This window comes from Vibrio sp. J383, from assembly GCF_023503985.1.
Lineage (GTDB): Bacteria > Pseudomonadota > Gammaproteobacteria > Enterobacterales > Vibrionaceae > Vibrio > Vibrio splendidus.
This window is the reverse complement of the sequence record NZ_CP097294.1, coordinates 196,082-219,520: the sequence shown is the minus strand read 5'-3', so window position 1 is coordinate 219,520 and position 23,439 is coordinate 196,082. Positions and strand designations below refer to the sequence as shown.

General features: G+C 46.4%; 28 protein-coding genes. All 28 read right to left on the bottom strand.

The genetic code is table 11. The features are described 5' to 3' along the window. Positions 1-67: 67 nt before the first annotated feature. A complete protein-coding gene (locus M4S28_RS17580; RefSeq protein WP_004732869.1) occupies positions 68-949 on the bottom strand; it encodes an AEC family transporter in 882 nt (293 codons plus the stop codon). 437 nt (positions 950-1,386) lie between these two features. Further along, on the bottom strand, positions 1,387-2,382 hold the full coding sequence (locus M4S28_RS17575; protein ID WP_249633362.1) for a hypothetical protein: 996 nt from the start codon (positions 2,380-2,382) through the stop codon (positions 1,387-1,389). Further along, a complete protein-coding gene (locus M4S28_RS17570; protein WP_249633361.1) occupies positions 2,379-3,779 on the bottom strand; it encodes a hypothetical protein in 1,401 nt (466 codons plus the stop codon). The genes M4S28_RS17575 and M4S28_RS17570 overlap by 4 nt, the downstream gene beginning before the upstream one ends. A 48-nt stretch (positions 3,780-3,827) precedes the next feature. After that, positions 3,828-4,418 (bottom strand): YmfQ family protein, encoded by a 591-nt coding sequence (locus M4S28_RS17565; protein WP_249633360.1) that lies wholly within the window; start codon positions 4,416-4,418, stop codon positions 3,828-3,830. Next, the gene (locus tag M4S28_RS17560) at positions 4,403-5,470 is read right to left on the bottom strand and encodes a baseplate J/gp47 family protein (protein ID WP_249633359.1); all 1,068 of its coding nucleotides are present in this window, start codon (positions 5,468-5,470) and stop codon (positions 4,403-4,405) included. The genes M4S28_RS17565 and M4S28_RS17560 overlap by 16 nt, the downstream gene beginning before the upstream one ends. Then, on the bottom strand, positions 5,460-5,915 hold the full coding sequence (locus tag M4S28_RS17555; RefSeq protein ID WP_249633358.1) for a phage GP46 family protein: 456 nt from the start codon (positions 5,913-5,915) through the stop codon (positions 5,460-5,462). The genes M4S28_RS17560 and M4S28_RS17555 overlap by 11 nt, the downstream gene beginning before the upstream one ends. 2 nt (positions 5,916-5,917) lie before the next feature. Continuing rightward, the gene (locus M4S28_RS17550; RefSeq protein WP_249633357.1) at positions 5,918-6,523 is read right to left on the bottom strand and encodes a phage baseplate assembly protein V; all 606 of its coding nucleotides are present in this window, start codon (positions 6,521-6,523) and stop codon (positions 5,918-5,920) included. Next, on the bottom strand, positions 6,520-7,629 hold the full coding sequence (locus M4S28_RS17545) for a phage baseplate assembly protein (protein WP_249633356.1): 1,110 nt from the start codon (positions 7,627-7,629) through the stop codon (positions 6,520-6,522). Before M4S28_RS17545 ends, M4S28_RS17550 begins: the two co-directional genes overlap by 4 nt. After that, a complete protein-coding gene (locus M4S28_RS17540; protein ID WP_249633355.1) occupies positions 7,626-8,945 on the bottom strand; it encodes a DNA circularization protein in 1,320 nt (439 codons plus the stop codon). Before M4S28_RS17540 ends, M4S28_RS17545 begins: the two co-directional genes overlap by 4 nt. A gap of 11 nt (positions 8,946-8,956) precedes the next feature. Then, a complete protein-coding gene (locus M4S28_RS26630; RefSeq protein ID WP_445329537.1) occupies positions 8,957-10,585 on the bottom strand; it encodes a tape measure protein in 1,629 nt (542 codons plus the stop codon). Between the two features lie 116 nt (positions 10,586-10,701). Continuing rightward, on the bottom strand, positions 10,702-11,073 hold the full coding sequence (locus tag M4S28_RS17530; protein WP_102506867.1) for a phage tail assembly protein: 372 nt from the start codon (positions 11,071-11,073) through the stop codon (positions 10,702-10,704). Then, positions 11,073-11,426, bottom strand: coding sequence for a phage tail tube protein (locus M4S28_RS17525; RefSeq protein ID WP_102558562.1), 354 nt, complete (start codon positions 11,424-11,426; stop codon positions 11,073-11,075). The genes M4S28_RS17530 and M4S28_RS17525 overlap by 1 nt, the downstream gene beginning before the upstream one ends. A 15-nt stretch (positions 11,427-11,441) precedes the next feature. Beyond that, positions 11,442-12,920, bottom strand: a complete 1,479-nt coding sequence (locus tag M4S28_RS17520) for a phage tail sheath subtilisin-like domain-containing protein (RefSeq protein ID WP_249633354.1) — start codon at positions 12,918-12,920, stop codon at positions 11,442-11,444. Positions 12,921-12,922: 2 nt separating this feature from the next. Next, positions 12,923-13,204 (bottom strand): DUF2635 domain-containing protein, encoded by a 282-nt coding sequence (locus M4S28_RS17515; RefSeq protein ID WP_249633353.1) that lies wholly within the window; start codon positions 13,202-13,204, stop codon positions 12,923-12,925. 27 nt (positions 13,205-13,231) lie between these two features. Beyond that, positions 13,232-13,822, bottom strand: a complete 591-nt coding sequence (locus M4S28_RS17510) for a hypothetical protein (protein WP_102506871.1) — start codon at positions 13,820-13,822, stop codon at positions 13,232-13,234. Continuing rightward, complete coding sequence (locus M4S28_RS17505; RefSeq protein WP_249633352.1) at positions 13,815-14,360, bottom strand: phage virion morphogenesis protein; 546 nt, start codon at positions 14,358-14,360, stop codon at positions 13,815-13,817. Before M4S28_RS17505 ends, M4S28_RS17510 begins: the two co-directional genes overlap by 8 nt. Next, entirely contained in the window at positions 14,360-14,794 is a 435-nt protein-coding gene (locus M4S28_RS17500) for a gp436 family protein (protein ID WP_102558102.1), read from the bottom strand. The genes M4S28_RS17505 and M4S28_RS17500 overlap by 1 nt, the downstream gene beginning before the upstream one ends. A 24-nt stretch (positions 14,795-14,818) precedes the next feature. Further along, complete coding sequence (locus M4S28_RS17495) at positions 14,819-15,442, bottom strand: hypothetical protein (RefSeq protein ID WP_249633351.1); 624 nt, start codon at positions 15,440-15,442, stop codon at positions 14,819-14,821. A gap of 38 nt (positions 15,443-15,480) precedes the next feature. Then, a complete protein-coding gene (locus tag M4S28_RS17490; RefSeq protein WP_249633350.1) occupies positions 15,481-16,041 on the bottom strand; it encodes a hypothetical protein in 561 nt (186 codons plus the stop codon). A gap of 2 nt (positions 16,042-16,043) precedes the next feature. Further along, entirely contained in the window at positions 16,044-16,292 is a 249-nt protein-coding gene (locus M4S28_RS17485) for a hypothetical protein (RefSeq protein WP_249633349.1), read from the bottom strand. 53 nt (positions 16,293-16,345) lie between these two features. After that, positions 16,346-17,242, bottom strand: a complete 897-nt coding sequence (locus M4S28_RS17480) for a Mu-like prophage major head subunit gpT family protein (protein ID WP_249633348.1) — start codon at positions 17,240-17,242, stop codon at positions 16,346-16,348. A 2-nt stretch (positions 17,243-17,244) separates the two neighbouring features. After that, a complete protein-coding gene (locus tag M4S28_RS17475) occupies positions 17,245-18,234 on the bottom strand; it encodes a phage protease (protein ID WP_249633347.1) in 990 nt (329 codons plus the stop codon). Positions 18,235-18,547: 313 nt separating this feature from the next. Then, complete coding sequence (locus tag M4S28_RS17470) at positions 18,548-19,342, bottom strand: phage head morphogenesis protein (protein ID WP_171384022.1); 795 nt, start codon at positions 19,340-19,342, stop codon at positions 18,548-18,550. After that, complete coding sequence (locus M4S28_RS17465) at positions 19,335-20,885, bottom strand: DUF935 domain-containing protein (RefSeq protein WP_249633346.1); 1,551 nt, start codon at positions 20,883-20,885, stop codon at positions 19,335-19,337. Before M4S28_RS17465 ends, M4S28_RS17470 begins: the two co-directional genes overlap by 8 nt. Continuing rightward, entirely contained in the window at positions 20,875-21,042 is a 168-nt protein-coding gene (locus M4S28_RS17460) for a hypothetical protein (RefSeq protein WP_249633345.1), read from the bottom strand. Before M4S28_RS17460 ends, M4S28_RS17465 begins: the two co-directional genes overlap by 11 nt. Further along, positions 21,039-22,631 carry a terminase large subunit domain-containing protein gene (locus M4S28_RS17455; protein ID WP_249633344.1) on the bottom strand — a complete coding sequence of 531 codons (1,593 nt, stop codon included), beginning with the start codon at positions 22,629-22,631 and terminating at the stop codon, positions 21,039-21,041. The genes M4S28_RS17460 and M4S28_RS17455 overlap by 4 nt, the downstream gene beginning before the upstream one ends. A gap of 5 nt (positions 22,632-22,636) precedes the next feature. Next, complete coding sequence (locus tag M4S28_RS17450; RefSeq protein ID WP_249633343.1) at positions 22,637-22,843, bottom strand: hypothetical protein; 207 nt, start codon at positions 22,841-22,843, stop codon at positions 22,637-22,639. Then, positions 22,843-23,433 carry a DUF3486 family protein gene (locus M4S28_RS17445; protein ID WP_078753384.1) on the bottom strand — a complete coding sequence of 197 codons (591 nt, stop codon included), beginning with the start codon at positions 23,431-23,433 and terminating at the stop codon, positions 22,843-22,845. The genes M4S28_RS17450 and M4S28_RS17445 overlap by 1 nt, the downstream gene beginning before the upstream one ends. Positions 23,434-23,439 lie beyond the last annotated feature (6 nt).

Below are 23,439 nucleotides of genomic sequence, written 5' to 3'. Positions count from 1 at the left end.
AAGTTGCGCTCCCTTTTTATTGATTGGCTAAGTTTTAAAGGTCGTAAACCTGAAGGTTCGCGGTTCTTTAAGATGACATAGACAGCGCGAATGACAACAAGATCGGCAAGGTGACCACGCTCAGGAAGTTGCCGAACAACACCATAGACGCGACCTTGGGTGGCTCGACATTGAAGCGTTCTGCAAACAGGTAGTTCATCACGGCAGGTGGCAGCATGGTGAACAGCACCATCATTTGTAGGTGCAGCGTTGGCAGCGGGATAAAGAAGTAGATGATGGCGAAGGCGATGGCACCAGTAAACAGAGATTGAGCCGTACACAGCAAGCCAACTTTGAGTCCGCTGAGCTTCAAGTTGACCATTTGCGAACCCAACGACAACAGCATGATGGGCACGGCTGCTTGGCCGAGTAGCGATGTGGCTTCGTAGATTGGATTCCATACTGCAATGCCAGACAGGTTGAGCGTCATCGCTAATGCTGCGGCTAAGAATATCGGCATCTTGAGGATCTGCTTGATCGGATTACCTTCACTCAACAGCGCCAAGCCAACACTAATGTGCACGCAAGCCGATACCACAAACAGCAGTACCGCAGGGGCTAACGCGCTTTCGCCAAAGGTATACGTGAATAGAGGAATCGCAAGGTTGCCACTGTTGCGGAACATGTGTGGCGGAGCCCAAGCTTTGAAGTTGAGCTTAAAGATCTTACAGATTGGTATCATCAATAAAGCAGGCACCAACACCGCGACCAAAGAGGCGGTGATGAGTGGCAATTGCTCGGTGTCGAGGGGCATGGTGGTCAGCGAGGCAAACACTAGCGCAGGAATACACACATCCATGTTGATCCGATTGATCGGTTTGAAATCGGGCTTGAGCCAACGACCAACCGCAAAGCCAGCACTGGCTAAAGCAAAAACGGGAAACAGAATGCTGACGACCTGTTCGAACATAGAATTCCTTTCTAGATTGGGTGCTTCCATTTGGCTGAGAAACGAATGTTTTGGAGAGACGCTAAAGTGAAGTATGAAGTAGAAATGTATAAACATTAACCTATCAATATAATGACTTGGCGTCACCGAAGATCGTTGTCTGTGAGCGGTTAATTTATATTTCTTTGAATGAAGCACAAAAAAGACCAGTGGCATCAGCAACTGGTCTTTAAAGGCTAGATAAATCTGGACGGATTATTTAATTAACGACGGATGTTAATGTCTAGCGATTGTTACTCGGTTTTAAGCCTAACTAACGAGCTTCTTGTAATCTTTGAAGTTTACGTCGTAGGCTTTTTCGCTGTAGCGCGCCTTGTGATGTGAGCACTAAGGCCGACCAATTTGAACAGCCTGCAAGTTGCTCAAATTGGTCGGCCTTAGTGGTTTAAACAGCTTTTCTAAACAAAACCACCTTCATTTATAAACTTTATAATCTCGTTTGCATTTAGATAATGTCCTAACGCATTAGGGTGAAGATTGAACCAAAAGTTTGTACGAACGGCATCAGACATATGTAAATAATCTTCCGTCTCATCAAAAACACGGTAAGGGTTTGTTATTGCGCTAGGGTCACCAGTACTTGCTAAATAAACGTCCCATTCAGCTTGTGTAAACGAATCCGGTTTAACCTGAGAGCTGCGAGAAAGTATGTCTTTTCGTCCTGTAGCTATCTCCAAGTTTAATCTCAGACCCGTGTCGCAACATCTAAGGCCTTCATCATAAGCAACATGCCTTGCTGCTTCCGAGTATCTGCCTAACATGGTCTGGAGATAATCACCATCCAAACCATGAAATGTTGCGTCAGATGCCGTTAACCCAGTAACAACTAGTACTGTTTTATTAGCTAACTTTAATCTTTTTATTATTTCCTTCATTAACAGTTGATAATGCCTAGACCCATGCGCACCCCAATCACCTGCTCCGGAATCAATATTTGCAGTATTATCATTAACACCTGTCTGTGAAATGATGACATGGGTTGTTCCAATATTATTTATCAAATTGTCTAGATTTACAGTACTAGAACCAATTCGGTCTACACTTGCGCCGTTGTTAACAACAGAAACCCAAGCTGTTGCAACTGGATCCCACCAATACCATTGGCTACCATCAAGTAACCATTCTCCATCAAAGTTTGCTACAGCAGAGCCTACATTTGCCGTTTGATATGGTAAAAATGATGATAGAACCCTTCCAGATTCTGCTTGATTATTCATCTCGGCACCGTAATAACTAGACACTATAGATGCAAAACTATACTTTTGATTGCTCTGGCCTGAACCTGTTGGTCCTAAATAGTTCGCAATAGTTACCGAGTCACCCAACCAGCCAAGAGTATTGAACGCCGAATGACCACCATTGGCTGGATTACTGATACGGTTTAAATAACTCATAGTTCAACCTCTACTTTAATATTGCTTAATGTTGTGGTTCGCCCCGCCTGTTGTTGGGTCATAATTAGATCAATCTTATTTATTTCGAACCCTTCATAATAGTCACTGACAAATTTGCCATCTATATAATCTCCAGGGTTTAAGGTTTTTAAAAAAACCTTAACAGGAGGAGTATCTGCAAGGTTCTGCCCTCTACTTTTAATGCTAACAGGCCCCCGCACCGCTTCAATAATCCAGCTCAGGCCTGTACCAGATCCAAGCTTTTTAAAGCCATTCATAGTTGAGGTTGAGCATTCAGGCAAAAGAAACTTGTGAGAATATGGCTGTTGGCCATCATCTAGATCAATCACCCACACAGGTACGTTAGTTCGTTGTTTGTTAATAGGATCTTGGAATTGATAAGATATCTTAACAACCCCCATGCCAATTCCTTTTGTTATCTCTATGAATGCCTGCGTTCCTGATTTAAAACCTCCCATAGGAGTCGAGATTTCACCAGTATCTAATACTTCAGCAACGTCAGTATTACGAAGGAGTTTCGTTGAGGTCTGTATTGTTAAAGGCATCAAGTCACCTACAATATCCGCAACAATCCTAAACTTCCTAAATACAATGCCATTATCAAGAGATAACGTAGCTGATGGATTACCATCATTAATCGTTGTATCGGGAAGCTTATAGTCGACCCGTTTTAGAGTCCCAAGACTTTCATCCGATATAAGCGTTAACGGTTTTCCAATATCTGCGTCGTATGATGGAGCCACATTAAACTCAGCCTCTCTTGCCACACTTAGGTTCACAGGACAGAATGACGGGTTACTAGAGGAGATCTCACCGTATGAATGATATAAATCAACCGAAAAATCACCATTATCAACAGTATAAGCCCCAGGAATTAACTCAGATGAACCGACATTAATTTCGGACAATCTTTTCAAGGCTATGGACTGATCTTCTATCGATGGAAAAATGCCGATATGAGAACCTTTTGCAGGTGAGTTCAAAAGCTTCGCTGTATACCCGCTTCCAGCGTCCAAAATATCCATTCCATTTGGAGAACCACCTAACTCTTTAACAAACAGGCCATTATCCCTATCAACCACATTGAAAACAGTCCCCTCTACATGGTCACTATTTTTAATGTCATTTACTGTTAACTGACGGTTTTTCATCAATTTGAATGCCGCGCTTAAGTGATCATCATTACCTGGTTCAAAAGGAACACCAAGCTCACTCAAAGCATTCTGAAACTCAGCTATTACATGGTTAAACCAATCCGCACCAGGGTAACTAGGTACATTGTTATCGCCTGATTCAGTAAACCAACCAGCAGGACCAGTAAGGGGCTTCTTAGGTGGGCGGTTCGTATCTTGACTGCCATTTTGTAAAGGATGCATTGTAAAACTCCAATTTTTAAATTTGTTTAAACGCCGTTTAAATGGCTTTTATTGCTCGTTGGCGTAATAGAATTCGTAATACAAACCACCTAGCTTGTAACGATTTAAAGTACATTCAATAACGCCTGCATCAGAGGTTATAAGCGGCGTCAAAACATCATCAAGACACGTCATGTAAGCACCAGGGATGCCATACACTGTAACGCGCAAAATGTAGCGGTATTTCTGTTCCCATAGTGGGTAAATGCAAGAGCGTAAACAGTGATGAGGAAACGTCTCATCAACCTGAACAGTAAAGCCTAAATCTTCGGCTAACTTTTGAATGTTCCAAGCCTGCAAACCACCCTTGCGGTGATACTTTTCTATGACTGCTAACCGACGATATTCAAAGTTCGAATTAGGCTCTGCTACACACTCAGGAAGCCCTAAATACTCTTCCCATTCAGCGAGTGTTTGATAGAGCGTTTCAGGGCGCATTTCGAGCAGTAAGTTGTTCGCATTATCTTCTGCTTGAACAAGCCTAGGCGCATAACCCTGAGCGTATTTAACTAAGTTCGAATCGGGTGCTCTATCCCACAAAATACCTTTCGGCATTTGCGCCATTATCGAGCCTGTCCATGCCTCTACATCGTGCCCCATGTAATCACCCCTAAAGCATGAAGCTCACTAGATAGAGCAGGAACATCGGCACTAAGATCTAGAACGTAATCACTCACACCAGGTGTTGAACCAATAGCAGTACGAACGGAGCTTAATTGAAGCGTTGAACCAGGGCTTAGCGTCTTAATATAACCCTCGATACTGGTCTTCACGCTTTGCCTTAAATCGGTGTTGTCTGGGGATATTGTGATGCCCAAATCAGTCTCTTTTAGTTGCAGAGGAATATAGACCGCTTCAATACCACCTGGTCGGCCAACATCAGTCCCTGTTGCTGGGTCTGGATGGCGATAAATATAATCCGTCATTGCTACTTGGTCGGTGTAGGTTGGAATAATATCGGCGCGTTCGTCGTAGACAAACGCATAGCCAACAGTGGCAGGCCCTTGGTATAAATCGATACACCAAGCGCGAGTCACACCTGACACTTCACGACACCAAGCCACGTAATCATGTAACGCGCCACCCATTGGAGGGTTACGCTTACGAAATAGCAAACGTTCAAGAACCTGTGCTACTGGCTCTATATCTGCACCGCCTGAAATTTCACCTGTAATACCGTTTGGTTGAATGCCTGGAACAGTAGAAACCAACGTCAGCGTTTGGTCTGAATCTAAGTTACCTGCAACGCCTGCTTCTTCTGCTTCAACCTGAACAACCACGGTGCCACCAGACGGCGCATTTGATAGCGTCACTCGATACAAGCGGCCATCAGAATGCGTCATCACAGTGTCAACGGGAATAGGTACGTCACCAGTAAACGTTACGGGGCCAAAAGCATTGCTCGCAAGCTTTTGAAGCACACCTTCATAACGTGCGGTGTCGATAATGGTTTGGTCTTCAGATTCAGAAGAAGGAATGATTTGGCGAACAATCCACGTTTGATAATCATATAGATCGCGAATGCTGCCACTAACAGAAGCGTTTAAAGCCTGCTCGATACCAAACTTAGGCAGCAGAGTATCTAGTGAAGCCTCAATATCAATTAGGCCACTTTCGATTAACTGGCGTAGCGTAGGAACGTTAAACAGCACGTTGCGCCTCCCATCGTTTAGAAACCGTCAATGAAATCACTTCATCGTCTGGTTTAGTAATATCGATATTCAAGGCTAGGGTTTGAAAGCGAGGAATAGAACCCGTTACGACAACGCTTTTTGCCATCTGGCCATCACCGCTATCAACCAACATCCAAGCCAGTGCATCCTCTGCGTATTTTACCGCACGGTTGCGCACATCGGTAGTCAGTTTTTCACGGTAAAGCAGCCAAAGTTTAGAGCCCCATGGTGCATCGTAAAACGTGTCACCAGGCCAGCCTCTAAAGTCGTTTGAATCGTCGGGTAAGCGGTCTGAAGTATCGGCGCGTGCATCGGTAAACAACGAGATCAAAACGAGGGCTGAAACTGTGTCATCTGCGACACTTCCGCCCTCGATAATGATTCCTGTGTTTTTCATCATGTCGAACACGATGCTCACGCTCATAGTTAACCCACTGGTGCTGAAGTATTCCTGTTCTCTGCATCTTTGTGGAAGTGGCCAAGGTAGCTAAAGCCGCCTGCGGTTAAATCTGAACCGCTAACAACACTGGCAGAAGTAATGCCGCCAGTAGCAAAAATACCAAGGTCTGTAGATATCCCACCTGTCACATGCAAAGGGCCTTGAATCAATGTTTCAGGGGAAATAATAGTGAAGGAATTAGCGGCTTCAAAAATAACGTCGGTTGCTGTAACAACCACCTTGCCATCTTTGGTTAAGCGGATTTTATGACCTTCCAAATGGTAGAGGAAAACGTCACCGCTTTCACCCTTTGGACGATATTTTTTATCTTCGACGGCCACAGCAACCAAGTTGCCTAGATTGCCACCGATAGCCGCGAGAATGGCTTCAGAACCTATAGGTGGGAACGAACTGCAACCGTAGTTTTGAAAGCGCTCGATGTCATCCGCAGATTCATCAGAATGAAGCTGTACCTGAATATTCTGACGCTGTAAGTCTTCCACAACTCCAGAAACTAACGCACGGGTAACCATGCCAGTGATACGGCGTTTGATTGGTGAAAGTAACTTCTCGACATGTCTCATTGTAATCATTCGGCTTGTCCTTGAGCTTTCTTCCAAGAGTATTTTAAAGAGGTATTCTTTGCAGCTTCCGCGGGTATATCAAAAGACTCAGGCTTAACCACACTAATCACAGCAATACGACCTGAAGCATCTTCGCTAAACATGATCGAGGCAATCAGCATCTCTTCATCCAAACCCACAATCTCATCTTGAACTGGCACTACCGTATTGAAGTTCCATAGCTTGCCCGTTTGCGGAATTCGCCACCCTGTCACCGTGTATTCAGCACCATTGGAGGTAGCAATACTGCGTTGGCGTTCCCATTGGCCGCGCTTGGCTGCACCTTCCGCTGTAGTCACTTCTTCATTAACAATAATCATCGGTCGATAACGTGTAATATCTGCATCGCGAACATCCGCCTCAATACCACCTACCGAAATAGCATCATCTGAATCAAAGCCACCAAATGCAGGGCCGACGGCTTTTATTTTGTAATAGCTAAAACGCTGACGCCAGCTGAAGCGACCACGCGCAGCTTTCACATTCTCACCAAGAATTAAAGACACACCCGCACGCTCTGTGCTTCTACGCACGATCACAAGATTGCCAAACGCGTCACTGGTTAGCAGCACACCACGCTGACGCGCTAGACGAGCAAGCAGCTCATGCGGGGTTTCGCCTTGCTCGATTTGAATACGAGGGAACGCCGCGCCCACGTCGGTATTCACGATCACTTTGATACCGAAAGGCTTGCACACCACGTTAGCTATCTGAGTTAACGTTTGGTTGTTGAACTGGCCTGAAGGGTAGTCAATCGAGCAATCCACTAGGTCAGCGGTTTTGTCTCGGCCACTCACCGATATCATCACCTGGTTTGCATCGTAGCTAGGCACCCAATCATCCACATAGCCCGTAATCACGCGCTCACCACCAATTTCAATCACACAAGGCTGACCTTGCTGAATCGGCTCCATGAAGGCTTTGTATTTATCGTCAGAGCCTTGCCACTTCCAAGTCAGTTCTAAATCAAATGAACCAGACATCGCATTGATTGAGCGAGTCACGCTGACCTTAGTCCAGCCACCGTAAACATTACCGCCAGCTTTCAATACAATTTCATCTAACTGCGTCGTCATGAGCTAATCACCTCAATGGAATCTGAAGGCAAGATAAAAGACGGATTAGACAGGCCATTACGACGCACTATGCTCTGGCGCGTTTCAGTGTCGCCGTTCTCTTGCCATGCCACCAAAGAAACAGGCACCGTACTGGTGGGCGTGTAAATACTTAACTGAGGCAAAAGCTCGGCTCTTGCTCTAGTATCCGCCAACACCGCTTGACGCAGCACACGAAACTGACGCCACACAGCAGAGTCACCAAGCTCAACGGCATTTGCAGAAAGCTCCGCTAACTCATTGGCAATGTCATACCCCATTTTCTTGTATTGCTCACCCGTTAATACGGCTTTACGGTCAGCACCTGAAAGGCTATTAATCGACTCATCGGTATCAATCAAATCAACACCAATATCCGCATCACCCATTGCTGAAGCCTTAGACACAGTCGCAGAATTCATAATCAAACGCTTGTACGCATCGGCATTATTTAGCACGGCTTGTTGCTTCACAGGGTTAGCCACGCTAGGCACCGAACTTGCGACGCCATCAGCGCTATCGATGTTACGACTTAAACCACCAGTAACAGCCAGTTCAGCTCGCATACCATCCCAACGGTTTTGTACGTTCTGGTAAACATCGAGGGCGCGAACAGGGTCAGTGACCACGCCTTTCACGTCTTCCAACAGGCCCATGGTTTCACGCGCTAACTCACCAGGGTAGGCCAAGAGGTTGCCAATGGAATCTTTGGTGCGCATAAGGCGATCTGTCCATTCACGCAGCTCACTGGGTAGTGATGGCAAACCACGAGTGAATTCATCCAAGTCATCTAAGAACTGGTCAACCATATCGCCCACACCTTCCGTGGCCGTCTCATCAAATTCTTTTTCAAAGGCATCATTAGCCGCATCTTGTGACTTGGTTGATTCACCTTGCACCTGGCTTGCGGTATCGCGCTTTGAATTCGGGAATAGGTTTTCACCTTGCTCAAACACCTCAAAGCTAAATGTAGCTAAGCCGTCTGTTTTGTTGACTAACTTAAAGCTACCTTTGCCAACCTGAACCTTACGAACGCCAAACCAAGGGTGAATCAGTTCACACGGCCCTGGTGTATTAATCGCTTCAATGATTTGCTGTAGCTTCTCAAAGTAGCCATCACCCACAGTGCGGCCATTAATCATTTCTTGCTGAAGCACTTTACCGTTATCTTCGGTATAGCCTTGTTCACGCTTAGGGTAAGCATGAGGGATGGCACGGCGACCAAAGTCACCACTTGCATCATCTAGGAAAAATTCAACACCACGAATAGAGGCGGTTAAACGATCTTCAAATGCCATTTAAAGCCCCTTTAATTTGCGCCCGTATCTGGGTCGATAGTAATACCAGGAGCCGCATAAGTTGGCGTAACCTTAATACGCTCATCTGACACCTCAATTTTCAAATTAACATTGCCAGCAGGCGCTTGCCCTGCCAACTCAAAAGCTGACTGAGGTCGCTTAAATGCCTCATTGAATCGAGCGGTTGCATCGGTAACGTTTGACGGTGGTGCTTTTTTATTACTTTCTTGACCAAAATCCAATGTTGGAAACATAGGGTTTTTAGGGTCATAATCTTTTGCACTACCTAGCAGCGTCATAACAGCCAACGGGCTTAATGCCATAGCTGCGCTACCTACTTTCTTAATGCTCGATTTGGTTTTTGAACCTTTACCGCCTTTACCACCAGAAGCTTCAATGCCTCCGCCTAAACCACCCATGCCGCCACTTGGCATGTTTATGACATAAACAGGCATTGCACCTAACTTCTCAGCAACTTTCCCTGCTTTTCCTCCAGAGCTTTTACCAATAAGCCCAGCAGCACCCTTCAACAATGGAGCTCCAATTCTGATCGCTTTATTCAAGGCATAAACTGAGGCTAAAATCTTAGCCAAATTCCCATAACCACCAACGGCCTCACTGATTGCTGACGCTCCATTACCGATAGCACGCAATACTGGAAGTAGCTCTTGCCCGACATCTTTTACTGAACCAGCAAAATCAGCAGCAGCTCTAAAAGCGTCAACTAAGTCTGTCCCTACCGTTTGAACAAGCTCGTCATACGCACCTGTTTCTTTCATTTCATCGAGCATCGATAAGAAAGTGCCAAGCTCATCTTTCAACACATCAAACGCTCCGCTTTCCATTACGTCTTTTTGGAAAACAGACCAATGATCGCCCATATTGGAGACCATACCGTTCCACGTCTCCATTTGCTTCTTCGCAGAGCCTTCAGACGCTTTACCCATCTCCTCAATCAAGCGCTTGATAGTGTCACGGCCCAACTCACCCTTAGACGCCATGTCTTGAAGTTGAGCAGCTGTTAGACCTAGGCCATTGTTATGACCAAGTTCTTTAGAAACCTTGTTTAAGTAGTCCCAAACTGGAACGCCACGCTCTAGCAACTGAAGCGCTTCTTCACCTTGCAGTTTTCCTTTAGTCCAGGCTTGGCCAAGAGCTGTAGCAATTCCATCTACAGATTCAGCAGTCCCACCCATCATTGAGGCTTGGTCAGCGATAGCTTGCATCGTTCCATCCATAGGATCGAGACCGAAAGCCTTAAGCTTCACAAAAGATTGAGTGACTTCATTTACTGCATAAGGGGTATTTTGAGTAAAGTCCTCAATCCACTCTAGAGCTTTCGCTCCGCCTTCCTCTGAGCCTTGCAGCTTATTAAGCATCACTTGGTAACGCTCAAACTCCGCAGCCGTTTTAATAAAGGTTCTTTCAAAGGCAAAAGCCACCGCACCCGCGCCAACAATGGTACGGTTACCAAAAGTGTCTATACCTTTGCTTGCAGATTTAGCGGACTGTTCCATCATATTGAATGCACTTTGGCTTTTTTTACCAAGTGTGGATATTGACTGTGAATATTTACTCGCCTTAGAAGCTAGGTTGCCTTGTAAATTAAGAACAATATCGGTTTCAAGTTTTTTAGCCATGCTCTGTTCCTTCAATAAGCGGCGGTAGCATTTCAAAAATATGACGTATAGGAAGGGATTTTAAATCGCTGACTGGATACCTTGCCCCCATGTTAAGGAGCAAGGTTCTAAGTGGTTTAGTCAGCGACTTCAGATCGCCCCCGCGATTCGAGAGCCTCCGTCACTTCTTCTGGAACCATTACAGCATCCAATTCAGAAGCTTTTAATTGAATAAGGTTAAAATCATCTTGTGATAACTTGAGCAACTCTTTTGCAGAGAATGGCCCTTGAACCTTTCCAATAAATTCCACTTGGCGACAAAGTAACTCCATCCCCATTTGAACATTACTGGTATAAGCGTATGGACGCCCCTCAATCAGCCCAAGCTTTTCAGAAGCTAATTGAGCGTCAAAAACGTCTCTAGGGGTAAGCTCTCGAAGGCCCACTTCAAACCCAGTAGTTTCTCCAGACTTAAGTCCATCTTTAAGATCAAAAGTGAGAACGGCCATTAGATTCTCTCCGCTGGGTTGCCTTCGAACGTGCCCGTGATATCACCAGAGTCACTTAACTGGAAAGGGGCTTGTGGTGATGCACCTGTAATCATGTAGTCAACACCGTTGTCGCCTTCCCATGTTAAGGTTGCGTCTGTGATGTTATTGATCTCCACCACATCGACATCCTCATCCGCTGCAATCACTACCGCGACTGTCGCGGCAACGAACTCTTTTGACTTACCCCAAATACGGTTTGGACCAGGGTGAGATACATGATTGTAGCCACCTGGGTTCAGAGTAGAACCCTTCTTTGTTTTGAGTTGTTTGCTGTTAGCACGAACAACAACTTGACCAAGGATTTGTCCCATGGTGCGTACTCCCTATTAAAGTTTGAACTGCATTAGTGCGGCGAAGATACGGAACTGATTCACAATGTCTGGCTTGAACACACAGTTCAAACGGTTCTGATCACTTGTGTCTCGATACACTTCCAACGTCTCTTTGAAACCATCGAAGTCTTCCATCAAACCACTTGGCACCCAGTCAGTATTGGCAAGCTCTAACACGGCATTGCGCATAATCTTTGGTGTCACAACTGGCTGACCAGGGTCAAGGCGATCAAGTACATCGTCACCTGCCAATTTATGGCGAGGGAATCGGTTGGTCACCATGGTTCGAAGTGAGTAACGTAAGTAACCCAATGTCGCTGGAGTAGTAATATCAAGATAGCTTGGGTCTGGGTCGCCATAAGCATTCTGACGATACATTGACACTTCACGTTCAATCGCTACTTCATTGCCGGGTGTCACCATGTATGTGGCAATACCATCATGCAAAAGCAGGTTACGCTCTGTCATATCCCACTGCTTGGTTTTAGCCGGTGGCAGCAAGCTTGTTAGCACCAGTGTTTGAAGAGGGCGAGCAGGGTCAATACCCAGTGAGTAAGACGCTCGGCCTGCGTAAGCCGCAGCAAATTCCCAAGGCGAGTTTGGCGAACTGTTCGTACCCATACACGTAAACAAGAAGTCATTACGCGCAGAGCCAAACGCACCCGTCTCAGCAAAGGTGCCACGGAACGCGGTATAAGCAATGCCTTCTATCATCTTGAGTGGGCCCCAACGATTAACCAGCTCGTCACGTAGGTCATTCATTGATTGGGTATCGTTAAATGGCATCACGTAATGGTTGTACCATTCGTTCGGAATAGCCGCGATAACAGTGCTCATGTCTGGCGTTCCTGCGCCGCCTGTCATGGCAGTAATCGCAATAGTCACACCACTAGGCAAAAACTCACCGTCGTAGTAGTTGTAACGGATATCGATATCGTCGCCCGTAATACCTGTCCATTTACACGTCAGCTCTACAATATTTGTCTCAGCTGTTTTCAAAGCAGCAGTAACAGGCAGATTGGTATCAGCATTCACCTTAGCAATGATGGCCGTCGCAATAGAATCAGCATCGTCCGTATCTTTCACCGTTACCTGCACGCTTTCGCCAGCAATCAATAACGCGATCACACCTGCTTTAACCGTGGTTGCCGTAACGGCAATCTCACCCTTAGCCGCACTTGCTGCTAAGTCAGCCACACCCAGTGCATACACGTCTGTATATTCATTGGTTTTGCGGAACTTCTTAAGCGAACGAGAAAGCATTGAACCTTTACCGTAAAGGTCATCCATTTGGCTTTCACTTGTCGTAATGCGATTCAGTGTAAGCGCTTCAGCACTGCCCGTTGCCAGCTGTTGGCCAAGTACTAATACTTTCTGAGCCAAAGCGGGGGTTCCTGAATTCGCTTCGCTGTTGTCGATCTCGATATAAACGAGTGGTACTCGAATATCGTTAGGAATAGAGCCCAATGACATGCTTATTCTCCTTCAGTTTTAGAGGTTGAAGCCTTGGCTTCTTTCGCCAGCGCTTTCTTTTGTTGCTCGATGGCATCGGCTTTTTCTTTTGCCAGTGCCGCCTTGGCTGCATCCCAATCTTTTTGAGGGACTAGCACCACGTCGCCATCATTAATTCTTCGAACCCAGTAGCCTGTGCGTTCGACTTCTTCACCAGCCGCGTTAACAAAACCACCTTCAGGTTTGCGTACAGGCACTTCGGCTTTCTTGGGTTTAATGGGGATCAGATTCTTTTTTAACGACATGATTAAGTCCTATATTTGTGTCACGGTTTATTGAGGCAGCTTCACTTCACCATCAATGGTGGGTGCGCCATCTGCGATTTCACCTTTCAGACCAAAGGTAATGAAGTCATCTAACGTACTGAGATCAATCTCTTCATCTAAGTACCATTGCTGCGACCAAGTGACAGACCAGATAGCAATACCAAGCTTGTCAATTTCACCGCTGTATAAATTGTCACTGCGTACGTTTTCAACGCGACCATAGGCCGTTGGCAGTGCGCTTCTATCCACCAGTTCACGCACCAACTTTCCTGCGACCACTTCAGCACGTAGGTCTTTTTCGTAACCGAACTGGTCGGTGGTAAACACATAGGCCACAAGGTTAACGTTACCAATTAAGCGATTACCCACGGTTTCATATTGCGGAACACGTAGGGCAGCAATACGAACGCCACCGTCTCGGTTCGACATCCAGCGCTTAATATCATCAGCCTTATCAAAGCGGCCAATGTGGCGCTCAACGGTTTGGATCTTTTCTATTTCACGCACACCACCTTCAAGCTTTGGCTTAAGGTACTGAACGATTTCATTCACAGCCCAAACGGTAGAACCACTGGTGGTAAAGTCGGGTCTAGACATTCATTAACTCCTTCCAGAAGTCACCGATAACCGCATACACTTCAGATTGATTGTCGGTACTTAGCCCTAAGTATTCGCGCTGTGGAATGTTCATCATGCGAGTGAACGCCCCTACAGACTGATAGACCGGAAACGCCAACGCTTTACCAAAGGCTTGTGTGATAAGGCGCGTATGAGTAGACACTTGAACCGGACCAGAAAAGCCATCTTGATGAACGCCAGCGTAGGCTAATGGCGATCCAATTCGAACTTGGTTGCGCTGCACCTGGTACTGGATGGAGTCCAACAAATCGCCTTCGGACTGCAAAAGGGATTGGTTTCCATGTCGAGTCTTCGCATAACTGCTAGACCAATCATCCCAACGCTGACCATCAGGTGACGTTTTCTCATCGGCGATTCTTCTTCTGGTTTGGCTCTCTACAATCCCACCTAACGAATCCAGCAATTCCGCTTTGTGCTTTGGGTCGCTTAGGGTTTCAAGCAGCTGTTGATAGCGCTCAAGCTCTTGTGTTCCCGACACTTGAACACCAATCGACATTACAAGACGCCTCTCAAACTGTTGCGGGTGAACTGGCGCTCGTTCTCTTGAATGAGTTCAACCTTGCCCACACTGCTTTCGGTTGGCGCTTCGATAGTTGGCAACCCTAGTTCACGCTTGCCATTGGCAATTTCACGCAGGGTTTCAAGCTGCATCTTGTAGCGCTCTTCTAGTAAGTTCGTGGCCTGTTGGTCACGGTCGGCTAACCAGTAGAACGCAATAGTGATGGCAACCTTATTCAACATGCCTGGCACAGTCGGTAGTGGCAGAACATAACGACGCCCTAAGAAAGAGTTAATCTCTTCGTCGGCTTGGTCTAATGCCTGGTTAATCCAAACATCGTTGAGTTCGTCTGTAGTGCGGTCTACCGCAAAGTTCCACAGCATCTGCTCATCACGATCAAGTAGGTCTTGCTTGGTTGCGTAAGTTGCCATCGTATTTACTACCTTTTAAAAACGTTATTGCTGCATGTCTTGAAGATCGAGTACGTCTTCAAGCTCAACAACTTCAACCGTTAGGTGCGGCTCGTCGTGTACTCGCTTCGCCTTTTCAGGAGAGAGGAACACCACGCACTCTGGTTCATGATCTTTCGCATGAACTCGCGCAGACGCATCCGGCTCTTGCTCCACCACAAGCACCAGCTTTTCTTGGAGACGATGGAACTGAACGCCTGAGCGCCAAAACCCAGCATCTGATTTAGCGCATACTTTGAAAGCGCCAAGAACACCGATAGCGTCAACGCCATCCCCAGGATGAACCACATCATCTTTCTTTGAATCCACTTGCTCACTTGCCTTTCCTTCTTTGGTTTCAGTGCCCGCCATCGACGCATCTTGCTCCGGCTTGTCGTTCTCCACCTTTTCAGGGTTCATAGAATCAGGCTCTGATTGAGATGAACTTTCAGCGGTTGATGCTTCCGGCTCGTTGGTTTTTAACTCAACCTTGGTTTTAGCTTCTTCTTCGGCCTTTAATTCGGCATCGGCGTTGTCGAGTGCTTCCTGTTCGGCTTCCGCTTTAGCGGTGGAGGAATTTCCTTCCACTTTTCCAACGTTTCCAGTTGTTGATTTTTTAGTTCCACTCACTGCGAACTCCTTTAAACGAATATTTAATGGCGATTAAATTACGGTTTAATGCCCCAGAAACTCATAATTGCAGCCGCTGAGCCTGGTATTCCATTTGATGGTGCATACGCCACTATCGAGATATTCTTGCTTGCATCTGTGGTGTAATGACGCCACCGAAACTTCTGACCAGCTGAGATTTCAATAGACAACGTGTAATCGATAGGGCGAACTTCGTCTTCTAGATCACGACTTAAAGATATTGGTCTTAAGCTGTCTTTAGCTGCTATCCACTGGCCTGAGCCTGAGTCATAGACTTCAACAAAAACCCCCCACAACGGTGAGCCACCACCACCACCTTCTCTTAAAGCGATGACACTTAGAGTTGCCATTCCTGCAAAGTCTTTTACAGCTGTTACCTCACCAGTAACCAAGTCAACGGTAATATCTTGAGACGGTAAGGATTCTTTATTAAAAAGAATGGTTTCAGGAATATCATCAGTAGACAGTGTTTGTTTTAGCGTACTTCCTTGAGACACAAAGCTTGCGCGCATAATCAAGCTATCAACTGGCAATGGCGAAGCGCTTTGACTTATCAATGGCGAGTTTTCAAAAAACATACTTAACCTTCCGTAACGATGACATCGCCTGTTGAACTGGCCGTTCTTCCGTAAATATTTTTCGCTACAGCGCGAGACCAACCAATGCCTTTTTCAAGCTTCAGTTGGTGCCCAAACGTTTCAGCATCGGATGGTGCTGAGTCTTCAACACGGTACTTCACAACGCTGCCTGTTTGGTTGTCCATATAACCCGCCGCAGCAGAAGAAATAAGCGTCCAAGTGGTTGGATTAAGTTCAACTTTTACAGTCATGGCATAAATCCCTAAAGGTTGGCGGCATTGCTACCGCCAATCTGTATTGCTGGTTAAGCGATGAATGGAGAAACGATCACTTCTACGTCTTGGAAATACACGTTGGTATCACCGCCTTCGATGAGCATTCGTTCAATCAGCTTCTTCGCTGCCGCACGGTTCGCATAGCCAACCACAAGCGTAGTAGGGCGAACACCCAGAGGCACACCATCGGCACGTTTCATACCGCCAAGTTGTTTAACCGCCGCTTCATAGTTCGCTTCCGTCAGCGCAGCTTTAGAGCCAATCGCTAATTGAGGGAAAGAGAAGCCAACTTCACAACGCCCATCAGTACCCGCTGCAAACTTGTTGTTGAACCAGGTGTATTCTTCTGTCGGGTTCATGTTCTTGAACACGAACGGACGACGGTTCTGATACACGATAGGCTTCAGCGTTTGCGAGTTATCAAGCAAGAACCAAGGCGAACCTGTATCGGTTGACGGGTCACCAACCACGTTCGAGAACGTTGAAGCAGGTGTCGTGTCTAACGGGTGGTCAGTATCAAAGTAGTTCTGGCCGTCATAACAAAGCGTGGTGAAACCTGCCACAAGCAATGGATAAGCAAGCTTGTCTGGGAACATCGTTACCTGATCACCAAAACGTTCTGCCAATACTGAGTACTGACCGATTTGGTCATCTTCAACATTTTCACGGCTGATAGAGATAGAGCTTTCGAACGTCTTGTTGGTAATGGCGTAACCATGCTTGCCCACGTCAGCCAACTGTCGATCACCCACCCATTCTTTAATCTCTGGTAAGTCTTTCAGCCAACCATAGAAGTTAGAGGCACCAGAAGATGGCACTTCAGTAGCAATCTTGTCCCATTGTGGGTTTGCTCGTGAAACACCTTTCACGAACGAGGCGTTCATTGATACAAACAACGCTTCAATAATTTGAGCTTCAGTCGCCATGATTACGCGTCCTTATTCAGTTCTTGGTTAGACGCGATAGAGTTCTTTGATGCTAGGAACTCTTCTTCGGTCAAATTCATCTTGCGACACATCGCAAGTTCGTCTTTATCTAACTGGCTGCCACCTTCAACTTTCGGCTTCTTAACCTGGGAGTTGGTCGCAATAGATGGAGCACTCTTCACAAACGCTTCGAACTGCTCAACACCGCCTTCAGCACGACACATACCAACAAACATTTCTTTGTTCGCTGGTGCAATCTTGCCTTCATCAATCGCAGCCTGAACCAAGCCATCGATTTTCTGATCGTCAATATCTTTTAACTGAGCTTCAGCCGTGGTGGCGCGATTCAGTGCAACGGCGTGTGTTTCAATTGGGATGAACTTAGTTAAGTCCGGCGTAGCGGCACGGTTTAGCGCAATGTCTTTCTCAGACTTAAGTGAATTAATTGCGGTAACACCTTGCTCTTCGGTCGCGTCTGCGGCTAGGCCAAGCGCGGCTGCAATCAGCTGTGGAAGCTTCATGTCGGTTTCCTCTTGTCGATTAAGGGCAGGTACATAAAAGTTAGGTTTGTTGGTCAGCCCAGCACTGCTCATCGCAGTGATGATGCCTTCAGCGTCGTAGTGAAAAGCAGGGGAATAATAGAGGTAACGCTTCTCTTCAATAAGCCAGCGGCCTTGGTAATTCCATTCCACCTGCGCCCAAATCTCACCATCACGGTTTTCAAGCGCTAGAATCCAACCGTAGGCTTCAGCGTCTTCACCTTTAGGGGCTTTGATTTCGGTGGCATGTTCTAAATCGAAAGGCAGTTTGGCATTGAAAGCGCTAACAATGGCGTCAGGGTTACTGTTTAACCACATGCGACCATCGCGACCTTTGGCTTCACCTTTGGGGATCATTGGTATCCAAACCGTATTGGTGTCTTGCTCCGTACCCAAACCATCAATAACAGTTTGGGAAAGGTTAAAGCACTTGGCCAAATGGGTTTTTTTCATTACTCGCTCCATAAATCAGAACTTACATAACAACCTCCTCATTGGATTAGTTGGTATGAACTCGTTTCGTGGAGTTAAGAATGCAAAAAAAAAGCAACCGACGAGAAATAACGTCGGTTGCTCTATTTTGAGAAAAGGGAATGAATTGAATTGCGATTGCTAAGGGCTTAAAGATTACCCGAAAAAATCAGCTTATCAAGCTGACTTGTACAATCTCACCTAAAATAGTTTACTGAACCATGTTTAAACACTGTTTAAATCGACTCAGATTTGTTAGAACTTTTTTAAACGACCATTTGTAGCCATTTTACAACTAAGAGCCGTTAGAGAGCGTTTCACGCATTCTTGCTTCTTTTTGTAATAGGTCTTCTTGCATCGCTTCTGTGCGTGATTTACCAGGGTTGTAATTCCATCCTGGTTCAATGCCTTCTGGCAACACTTCCACTTCACCCGTTCGCTTATTTAACCACTGCTTAGTGCCACCCTCTGGCGAGTCGGTCGATACCTTATCATCGGCAATCAGCTTCTCAGCTTCAAACTTCGATACTTGGCGTATCCAACATTTGCAGCCCCAACCATTCGGTGGCATGTGGTTATCCCACCATGGGTCACCAACAGGAAGCAGCGTATCTTTCCATTTAACGTGATCAACTCGATGCTCCATGGATGGCCCAAGCTGATAAAGCAAATAAGGCATGGCGCGTTTGGTTCGCTCGATGCGCTCCCATTGCCCCGCTGAACGTGCCGTTCTCATGTTGGTTTTGTAAATGGTTTTTACACGGCCTTCACTGCCTAATTGAACGGGCTTTGAATCTCCGCTCAGTGGGTCAACCATTTCTTGAATGCCCCACCAACCAGACTTAACCAAGAGTGGTTTTAGAATATCTTGAAACTGCTTGAACGTTTGGCCTTGTTCGATGGCCTCTTCAACAATGGCTTTCACATCCACAAGAAGATCGGCATTCAGCATCTTTGCTACAGTGAAGGCGTTGTTGTGCTCTTGCTTCCATACGTCGCGATAGTCAAATCCTGGCTCTATTCCTTTACTCTTGAACCATTCAAGCGATTCAACAGGGACTATGTTTTCAGACGCCAGGGCTTTAGACATCTTTAGCGTCTCCATAGCCGCGCATCTGGAACATGTATTGCGCCATCTGCTCAACAAACACATCAGCGCCTAATGTCTCTTGAAGCTCTGGCAGCTTTTCTAAGAACGTTTCATAACTGTCTGACGCATTGGCCAGTTCGATGATAGGGTTCATGAAGTCTTCCGCAACTTCTTCCCAGTCGCTCATAGCTTCATCGGTTAAGTCGTTCATTTCCGCTTCAGCCGTTTTGCTTATGCGGTTAATCGCTACCTTTGATTTATCTCGGTTGGTCGCAGGAAGGTTTTGAGCAAGTACCGCGCTTGCTGGCATCAGCACATCTTCATCGTCGGTTGGTTCACGTAGCCCAAACTTTTCACGCACTTCACTTGCAGATACGCGCATGCCACTTTCAATCATTGGCTTCAAGCTATCGACCAACATCTTCAAGTCTTCTGGCTCTGGCACTCGAATGCGAACTTTAGGGTAACGCTCTTGCACCCCCCAGTTCAGGATCACATAGGGCTTAACCAGGTACTCATTCACACACGCTTCAAGTTGGCGCGCATCCCACTTAGCAATATCCATACGTACTTCGTTATGAACATTGGCTTGAGATTGCGAACTGCCGTTATCAGCCGTCATGGTTTGGCCAAGTACCGCTTTACTGGTTTGCTCATCACACCAACGGGCCATGTTTTCAAACAGCGTATTACCGCCATTGCCTTTGGCCGTTTCGATAAGCTCTAGCTTCATGGATTCAGGAATCACCGCACCTGCATCACTGGCAATACGACCAATGGCATTCACAAGAGTACTGATATCTTCGGTACTGGCGTTCGGGCCGTATTTACCCACACGAACTGGAATACCAAACACTTCAGCAAACGCCCACCAATCACGAACCGTGAACGATTTAAGCATGTACATCACGGCAACCAAACGCGCTAAACCGTTACGCCAAACAATGCCAGATTTAGATCGAGGCGTATGCACCATAAACTTATACGGCTCTAACGGCTCGCCACTTGGCGCAGCATCACTAATCAATAGAATGTCTTCAAGCGTGTCTTGGTCGGCACGAAGATAGCGAGGGTCTACCCATTTATAATCTTGTGGTTTCCATGGTGTTTGTTTGGTATCCCAAAGCACTTGTACAACGGCTAACCCTTTACCTAGGCCATCAAGCAAATCAAAAAACAGCTCTGGTATTTGGTCTTCGGCCATGATGTCACGAACGCGATCAGCCATATCGAGATCAACTTGCTCATCACTGGCAGGTTCAACGGTAGGCTCAATAGCAGCAACTGCCAACTTACGGGTACGCAGCTGCGCCGCGTAGTGCAAATCGCGCTCTTCCATTTCTTCGGCAAGCGTCATGTAATCTTGTGGGTTGTTTCCATCCACCACACTGCGAAGTAATCCCGCTAATCTAAGCGGGTTTAAAGTAGAGGCGACACTGGCAGGTCGAGGATTTCGCACACTGGTGGTGTACGCTTTGGCAATGTCTTCAGACAGTAGCGTCTTATCGGCTTTTAATGGCTTGCCTGTTGAATCAACTATCATAACCAACCACCTTGTCTGCCCATTTATACAGCTCCGATTCGTAGGCTGCTTTTTCAAAAACATCAAACTCTTTTGGTGTATGCAATGTTTGCTCTTGAAGGGCTTGTCTTGCATGGAGTCTAGCTAGGTGCTTAGCTTTTTCGATTTCATCTCTCATAGTCTAATTCCTTTGCCGCGTAGGTCTTGGTTCGGCATATCATCAAATCGGTTATTTTCTTCGGCAGAGCCATGAAAGCGGCGTTGGTTCTCATCGACACTGGCCTTGATGGTGTGCAAGCCGTAACGCGTTAAATCCGCCTTAGAGGCTAAGTAAGCAAACCAAATAGCAATGGCACTATCGCCGTGTCGTTTGTTTCCGTTCTCGCCTTTGGTTCGTGTTGAATCAATACTAGGAACGCCTGCTTTAATTTGGATTTGTCCCAAATCAGTAATTACGTCTTCATGCTTTGGAAGCAGTATTTCATCATCTTCAAACGCAGCTTTAAATGAAGGCATGTTCTCGCGGTAGTAACCCACAGAGAGCATTACCTCAACCACTTCTTCGCCGTACTTGTATCGAGCCTGCTCGGCTAGGTACTGGCCGTTACCTCGCGCATCAAGATAAATACCATCACGCCTTGGGAGTTGATCGCAGATAAAGTAAAGCGCTTGCTCTTGCTGCTTGAATGGCACATTGCCAAGTTCTAATAAGAAAGGAACCGTGCGCTTCACATCATTTTGAACGGCCATGGGTGCATAAACAGTTAAGTCACCAGAGCGTGCAAAATCCTCACCCAAGCAATGGCGCAGTTTAGGATCGAGTTTATCGAGCTCAGGCTGAACGTGTTCGTCTAACCACTCTTTCATCTCAGCTTCGCGTATGTGCTCTTTCTCTTCGTTAAACGCTTTAGAGCCAGTGAAGCTTAATACAGGGCCATCTAACCGCGCAGCACGTTCACGCAAGCCACGACTAATGTAAGCGCCACCGCCATTCTTCGGTACACATTGGTATTCTTCAAGTGCATCTTCTTCGGTGGCCGTGTCACGAAGCAGGTTTGCTTTCCATTCATCTTCGAGTTCTTGCGTCCACGGTGTCTTCTTAACCTGGCATATCCGTTTGTATAGCCCTTGCTCGCAAGCGTTATCTAAGGTGATGGTGTGGATCGAGTAACGCTTTTTACCTGCACGACTGTCTTGAATTAGGGTGTTGAATAAATTCTCGATGCCGTTATGGGTACTGATTAAGCGAACCTTTGAACCCCACATGGTTAATGCGAGGGCCGCTTTTAGCACTTCGGCTAAGCGTTCATGAAAGGCCGCTTCATCGATGATAACCGTGCCTTGCATACCACGCAGGTTAGAAGGGTTACTTGATAAGGCTTTGACTTTGAAACCAGACGCAAAGTTGATCACGTAAGTCAGAATGTCTTTATCTTCATTCTCGAAAACTTCTTCACTGACATCATCACACGCGCAGCTGTAAGCTTTGGCCCACATCGAGACAGCATCAATGAACTCTCGCGCCATGTCTTTGGTTGAACCAACATAGAAGACATCTTCACCGCCTGCATTAGCAGAGGCGGCAGCACTCAATGCTGAGTCTGCCGCTTCTGCCCATGTCACGCCTGTTCGTCGGCTTTTCTCTGCAATCTTTAGTTGAGAGTCATCAGCTATCCAGCGCTTTTGATAAGGCAGCAATACATCATTCTTATCAAACTCTCCAGACAAGATCGCACTGCGACTTTGTGATGTGGTTTCATTTTCCATCAGCGTTATCCAAGCATTGCACGAACGGCACAATCTTTAGCTTCTAACAGCTTTCTTAATGCGATTTCACGCTCTTCATTATCAGGTAGGTCTGCGACCATCAAGCAAGCAAGGTCGCTGAATGGCTTACTGACGGTTTGGAGCCGTTCAGGTAAATGCGAATATTTAAAGTATTTAAGTATTTTTGGTGGCGCTGTATTTGATAGTCCCATTATGCAATCCCCAATATGCCTTTCTTAATGTCTTGAATGGTTTCAGCGGTTACGCCAGCCTGCTTCACAATGGCTTCAGTTGCATCGGCCACTTCTGCCGCAAATGCAGCGCGTATTTCTTTTTCAACCTTATGGCTCACCATTGAAGCTTGCTCGATACGTTGAATAACCAAAGCGAGTTGAGCGAGTGCTTTGGGTGGAATCACTTCACCGTCTTCAGCTGCGCTTTCCATCATGGTCATAGACGTTTCAAAAGCCATGGTACGCACAAACTCTTGCAGCAGCTTACCCACATCAGAGGTGGGCGCTTCACCCAGTTTGGTTGTCCACACTTCCGCCACTTCGCGTGACTGCTTCAAACGCTGGCCCATTTCTTCCATGCGCTTGGCGTATCGGTTAAATCCAGTACGACTGATTTTCACATCTTCTGGAAGCCCCGCATCATCGATCATTTCATTCACGGCCAAGCGAATGTCTTTCTGTGTCATGTTCCCACTGCGAATAAACGCATTCAGAGTTTGACGAATTTCATCAGGCAGCAAATCTATCTTTGATTTTCGATTACTGGCTGAACGGTTAACAATGGACATACAACA

What these genes read in the sequence shown, in the direction of transcription:
- M4S28_RS17580 (WP_004732869.1), bottom strand. Translation starts at nt 949, where the DNA reads ATGTTCGAACAGGTCGTCAGCATTCTGTTTCCCGTTTTTGCTTTAGCC.
- M4S28_RS17575 (WP_249633362.1), bottom strand. Translation starts at nt 2,382, where the DNA reads ATGAGTTATTTAAACCGTATCAGTAATCCAGCCAATGGTGGTCATTCG.
- M4S28_RS17570 (WP_249633361.1), bottom strand. Translation starts at nt 3,779, where the DNA reads ATGCATCCTTTACAAAATGGCAGTCAAGATACGAACCGCCCACCTAAG.
- M4S28_RS17565 (WP_249633360.1), bottom strand. Translation starts at nt 4,418, where the DNA reads ATGGGGCACGATGTAGAGGCATGGACAGGCTCGATAATGGCGCAAATG.
- M4S28_RS17555 (WP_249633358.1), bottom strand. Translation starts at nt 5,915, where the DNA reads ATGAGCGTGAGCATCGTGTTCGACATGATGAAAAACACAGGAATCATT.
- M4S28_RS17550 (WP_249633357.1), bottom strand. Translation starts at nt 6,523, where the DNA reads ATGATTACAATGAGACATGTCGAGAAGTTACTTTCACCAATCAAACGC.
- M4S28_RS17545 (WP_249633356.1), bottom strand. Translation starts at nt 7,629, where the DNA reads ATGACGACGCAGTTAGATGAAATTGTATTGAAAGCTGGCGGTAATGTT.
- M4S28_RS17540 (WP_249633355.1), bottom strand. Translation starts at nt 8,945, where the DNA reads ATGGCATTTGAAGATCGTTTAACCGCCTCTATTCGTGGTGTTGAATTT.
- M4S28_RS26630 (WP_445329537.1), bottom strand. Translation starts at nt 10,585, where the DNA reads ATGGCTAAAAAACTTGAAACCGATATTGTTCTTAATTTACAAGGCAAC.
- M4S28_RS17530 (WP_102506867.1), bottom strand. Translation starts at nt 11,073, where the DNA reads ATGGCCGTTCTCACTTTTGATCTTAAAGATGGACTTAAGTCTGGAGAA.
- M4S28_RS17525 (WP_102558562.1), bottom strand. Translation starts at nt 11,426, where the DNA reads ATGGGACAAATCCTTGGTCAAGTTGTTGTTCGTGCTAACAGCAAACAA.
- M4S28_RS17520 (WP_249633354.1), bottom strand. Translation starts at nt 12,920, where the DNA reads ATGTCATTGGGCTCTATTCCTAACGATATTCGAGTACCACTCGTTTAT.
- M4S28_RS17515 (WP_249633353.1), bottom strand. Translation starts at nt 13,204, where the DNA reads ATGTCGTTAAAAAAGAATCTGATCCCCATTAAACCCAAGAAAGCCGAA.
- M4S28_RS17510 (WP_102506871.1), bottom strand. Translation starts at nt 13,822, where the DNA reads ATGTCTAGACCCGACTTTACCACCAGTGGTTCTACCGTTTGGGCTGTG.
- M4S28_RS17505 (WP_249633352.1), bottom strand. Translation starts at nt 14,360, where the DNA reads ATGTCGATTGGTGTTCAAGTGTCGGGAACACAAGAGCTTGAGCGCTAT.
- M4S28_RS17500 (WP_102558102.1), bottom strand. Translation starts at nt 14,794, where the DNA reads ATGGCAACTTACGCAACCAAGCAAGACCTACTTGATCGTGATGAGCAG.
- M4S28_RS17490 (WP_249633350.1), bottom strand. Translation starts at nt 16,041, where the DNA reads ATGTTTTTTGAAAACTCGCCATTGATAAGTCAAAGCGCTTCGCCATTG.
- M4S28_RS17485 (WP_249633349.1), bottom strand. Translation starts at nt 16,292, where the DNA reads ATGACTGTAAAAGTTGAACTTAATCCAACCACTTGGACGCTTATTTCT.
- M4S28_RS17480 (WP_249633348.1), bottom strand. Translation starts at nt 17,242, where the DNA reads ATGGCGACTGAAGCTCAAATTATTGAAGCGTTGTTTGTATCAATGAAC.
- M4S28_RS17475 (WP_249633347.1), bottom strand. Translation starts at nt 18,234, where the DNA reads ATGAAAAAAACCCATTTGGCCAAGTGCTTTAACCTTTCCCAAACTGTT.
- M4S28_RS17470 (WP_171384022.1), bottom strand. Translation starts at nt 19,342, where the DNA reads ATGTCTAAAGCCCTGGCGTCTGAAAACATAGTCCCTGTTGAATCGCTT.
- M4S28_RS17465 (WP_249633346.1), bottom strand. Translation starts at nt 20,885, where the DNA reads ATGATAGTTGATTCAACAGGCAAGCCATTAAAAGCCGATAAGACGCTA.
- M4S28_RS17460 (WP_249633345.1), bottom strand. Translation starts at nt 21,042, where the DNA reads ATGAGAGATGAAATCGAAAAAGCTAAGCACCTAGCTAGACTCCATGCA.
- M4S28_RS17455 (WP_249633344.1), bottom strand. Translation starts at nt 22,631, where the DNA reads ATGGAAAATGAAACCACATCACAAAGTCGCAGTGCGATCTTGTCTGGA.
- M4S28_RS17450 (WP_249633343.1), bottom strand. Translation starts at nt 22,843, where the DNA reads ATGGGACTATCAAATACAGCGCCACCAAAAATACTTAAATACTTTAAA.
- M4S28_RS17445 (WP_078753384.1), bottom strand. Translation starts at nt 23,433, where the DNA reads ATGTCCATTGTTAACCGTTCAGCCAGTAATCGAAAATCAAAGATAGAT.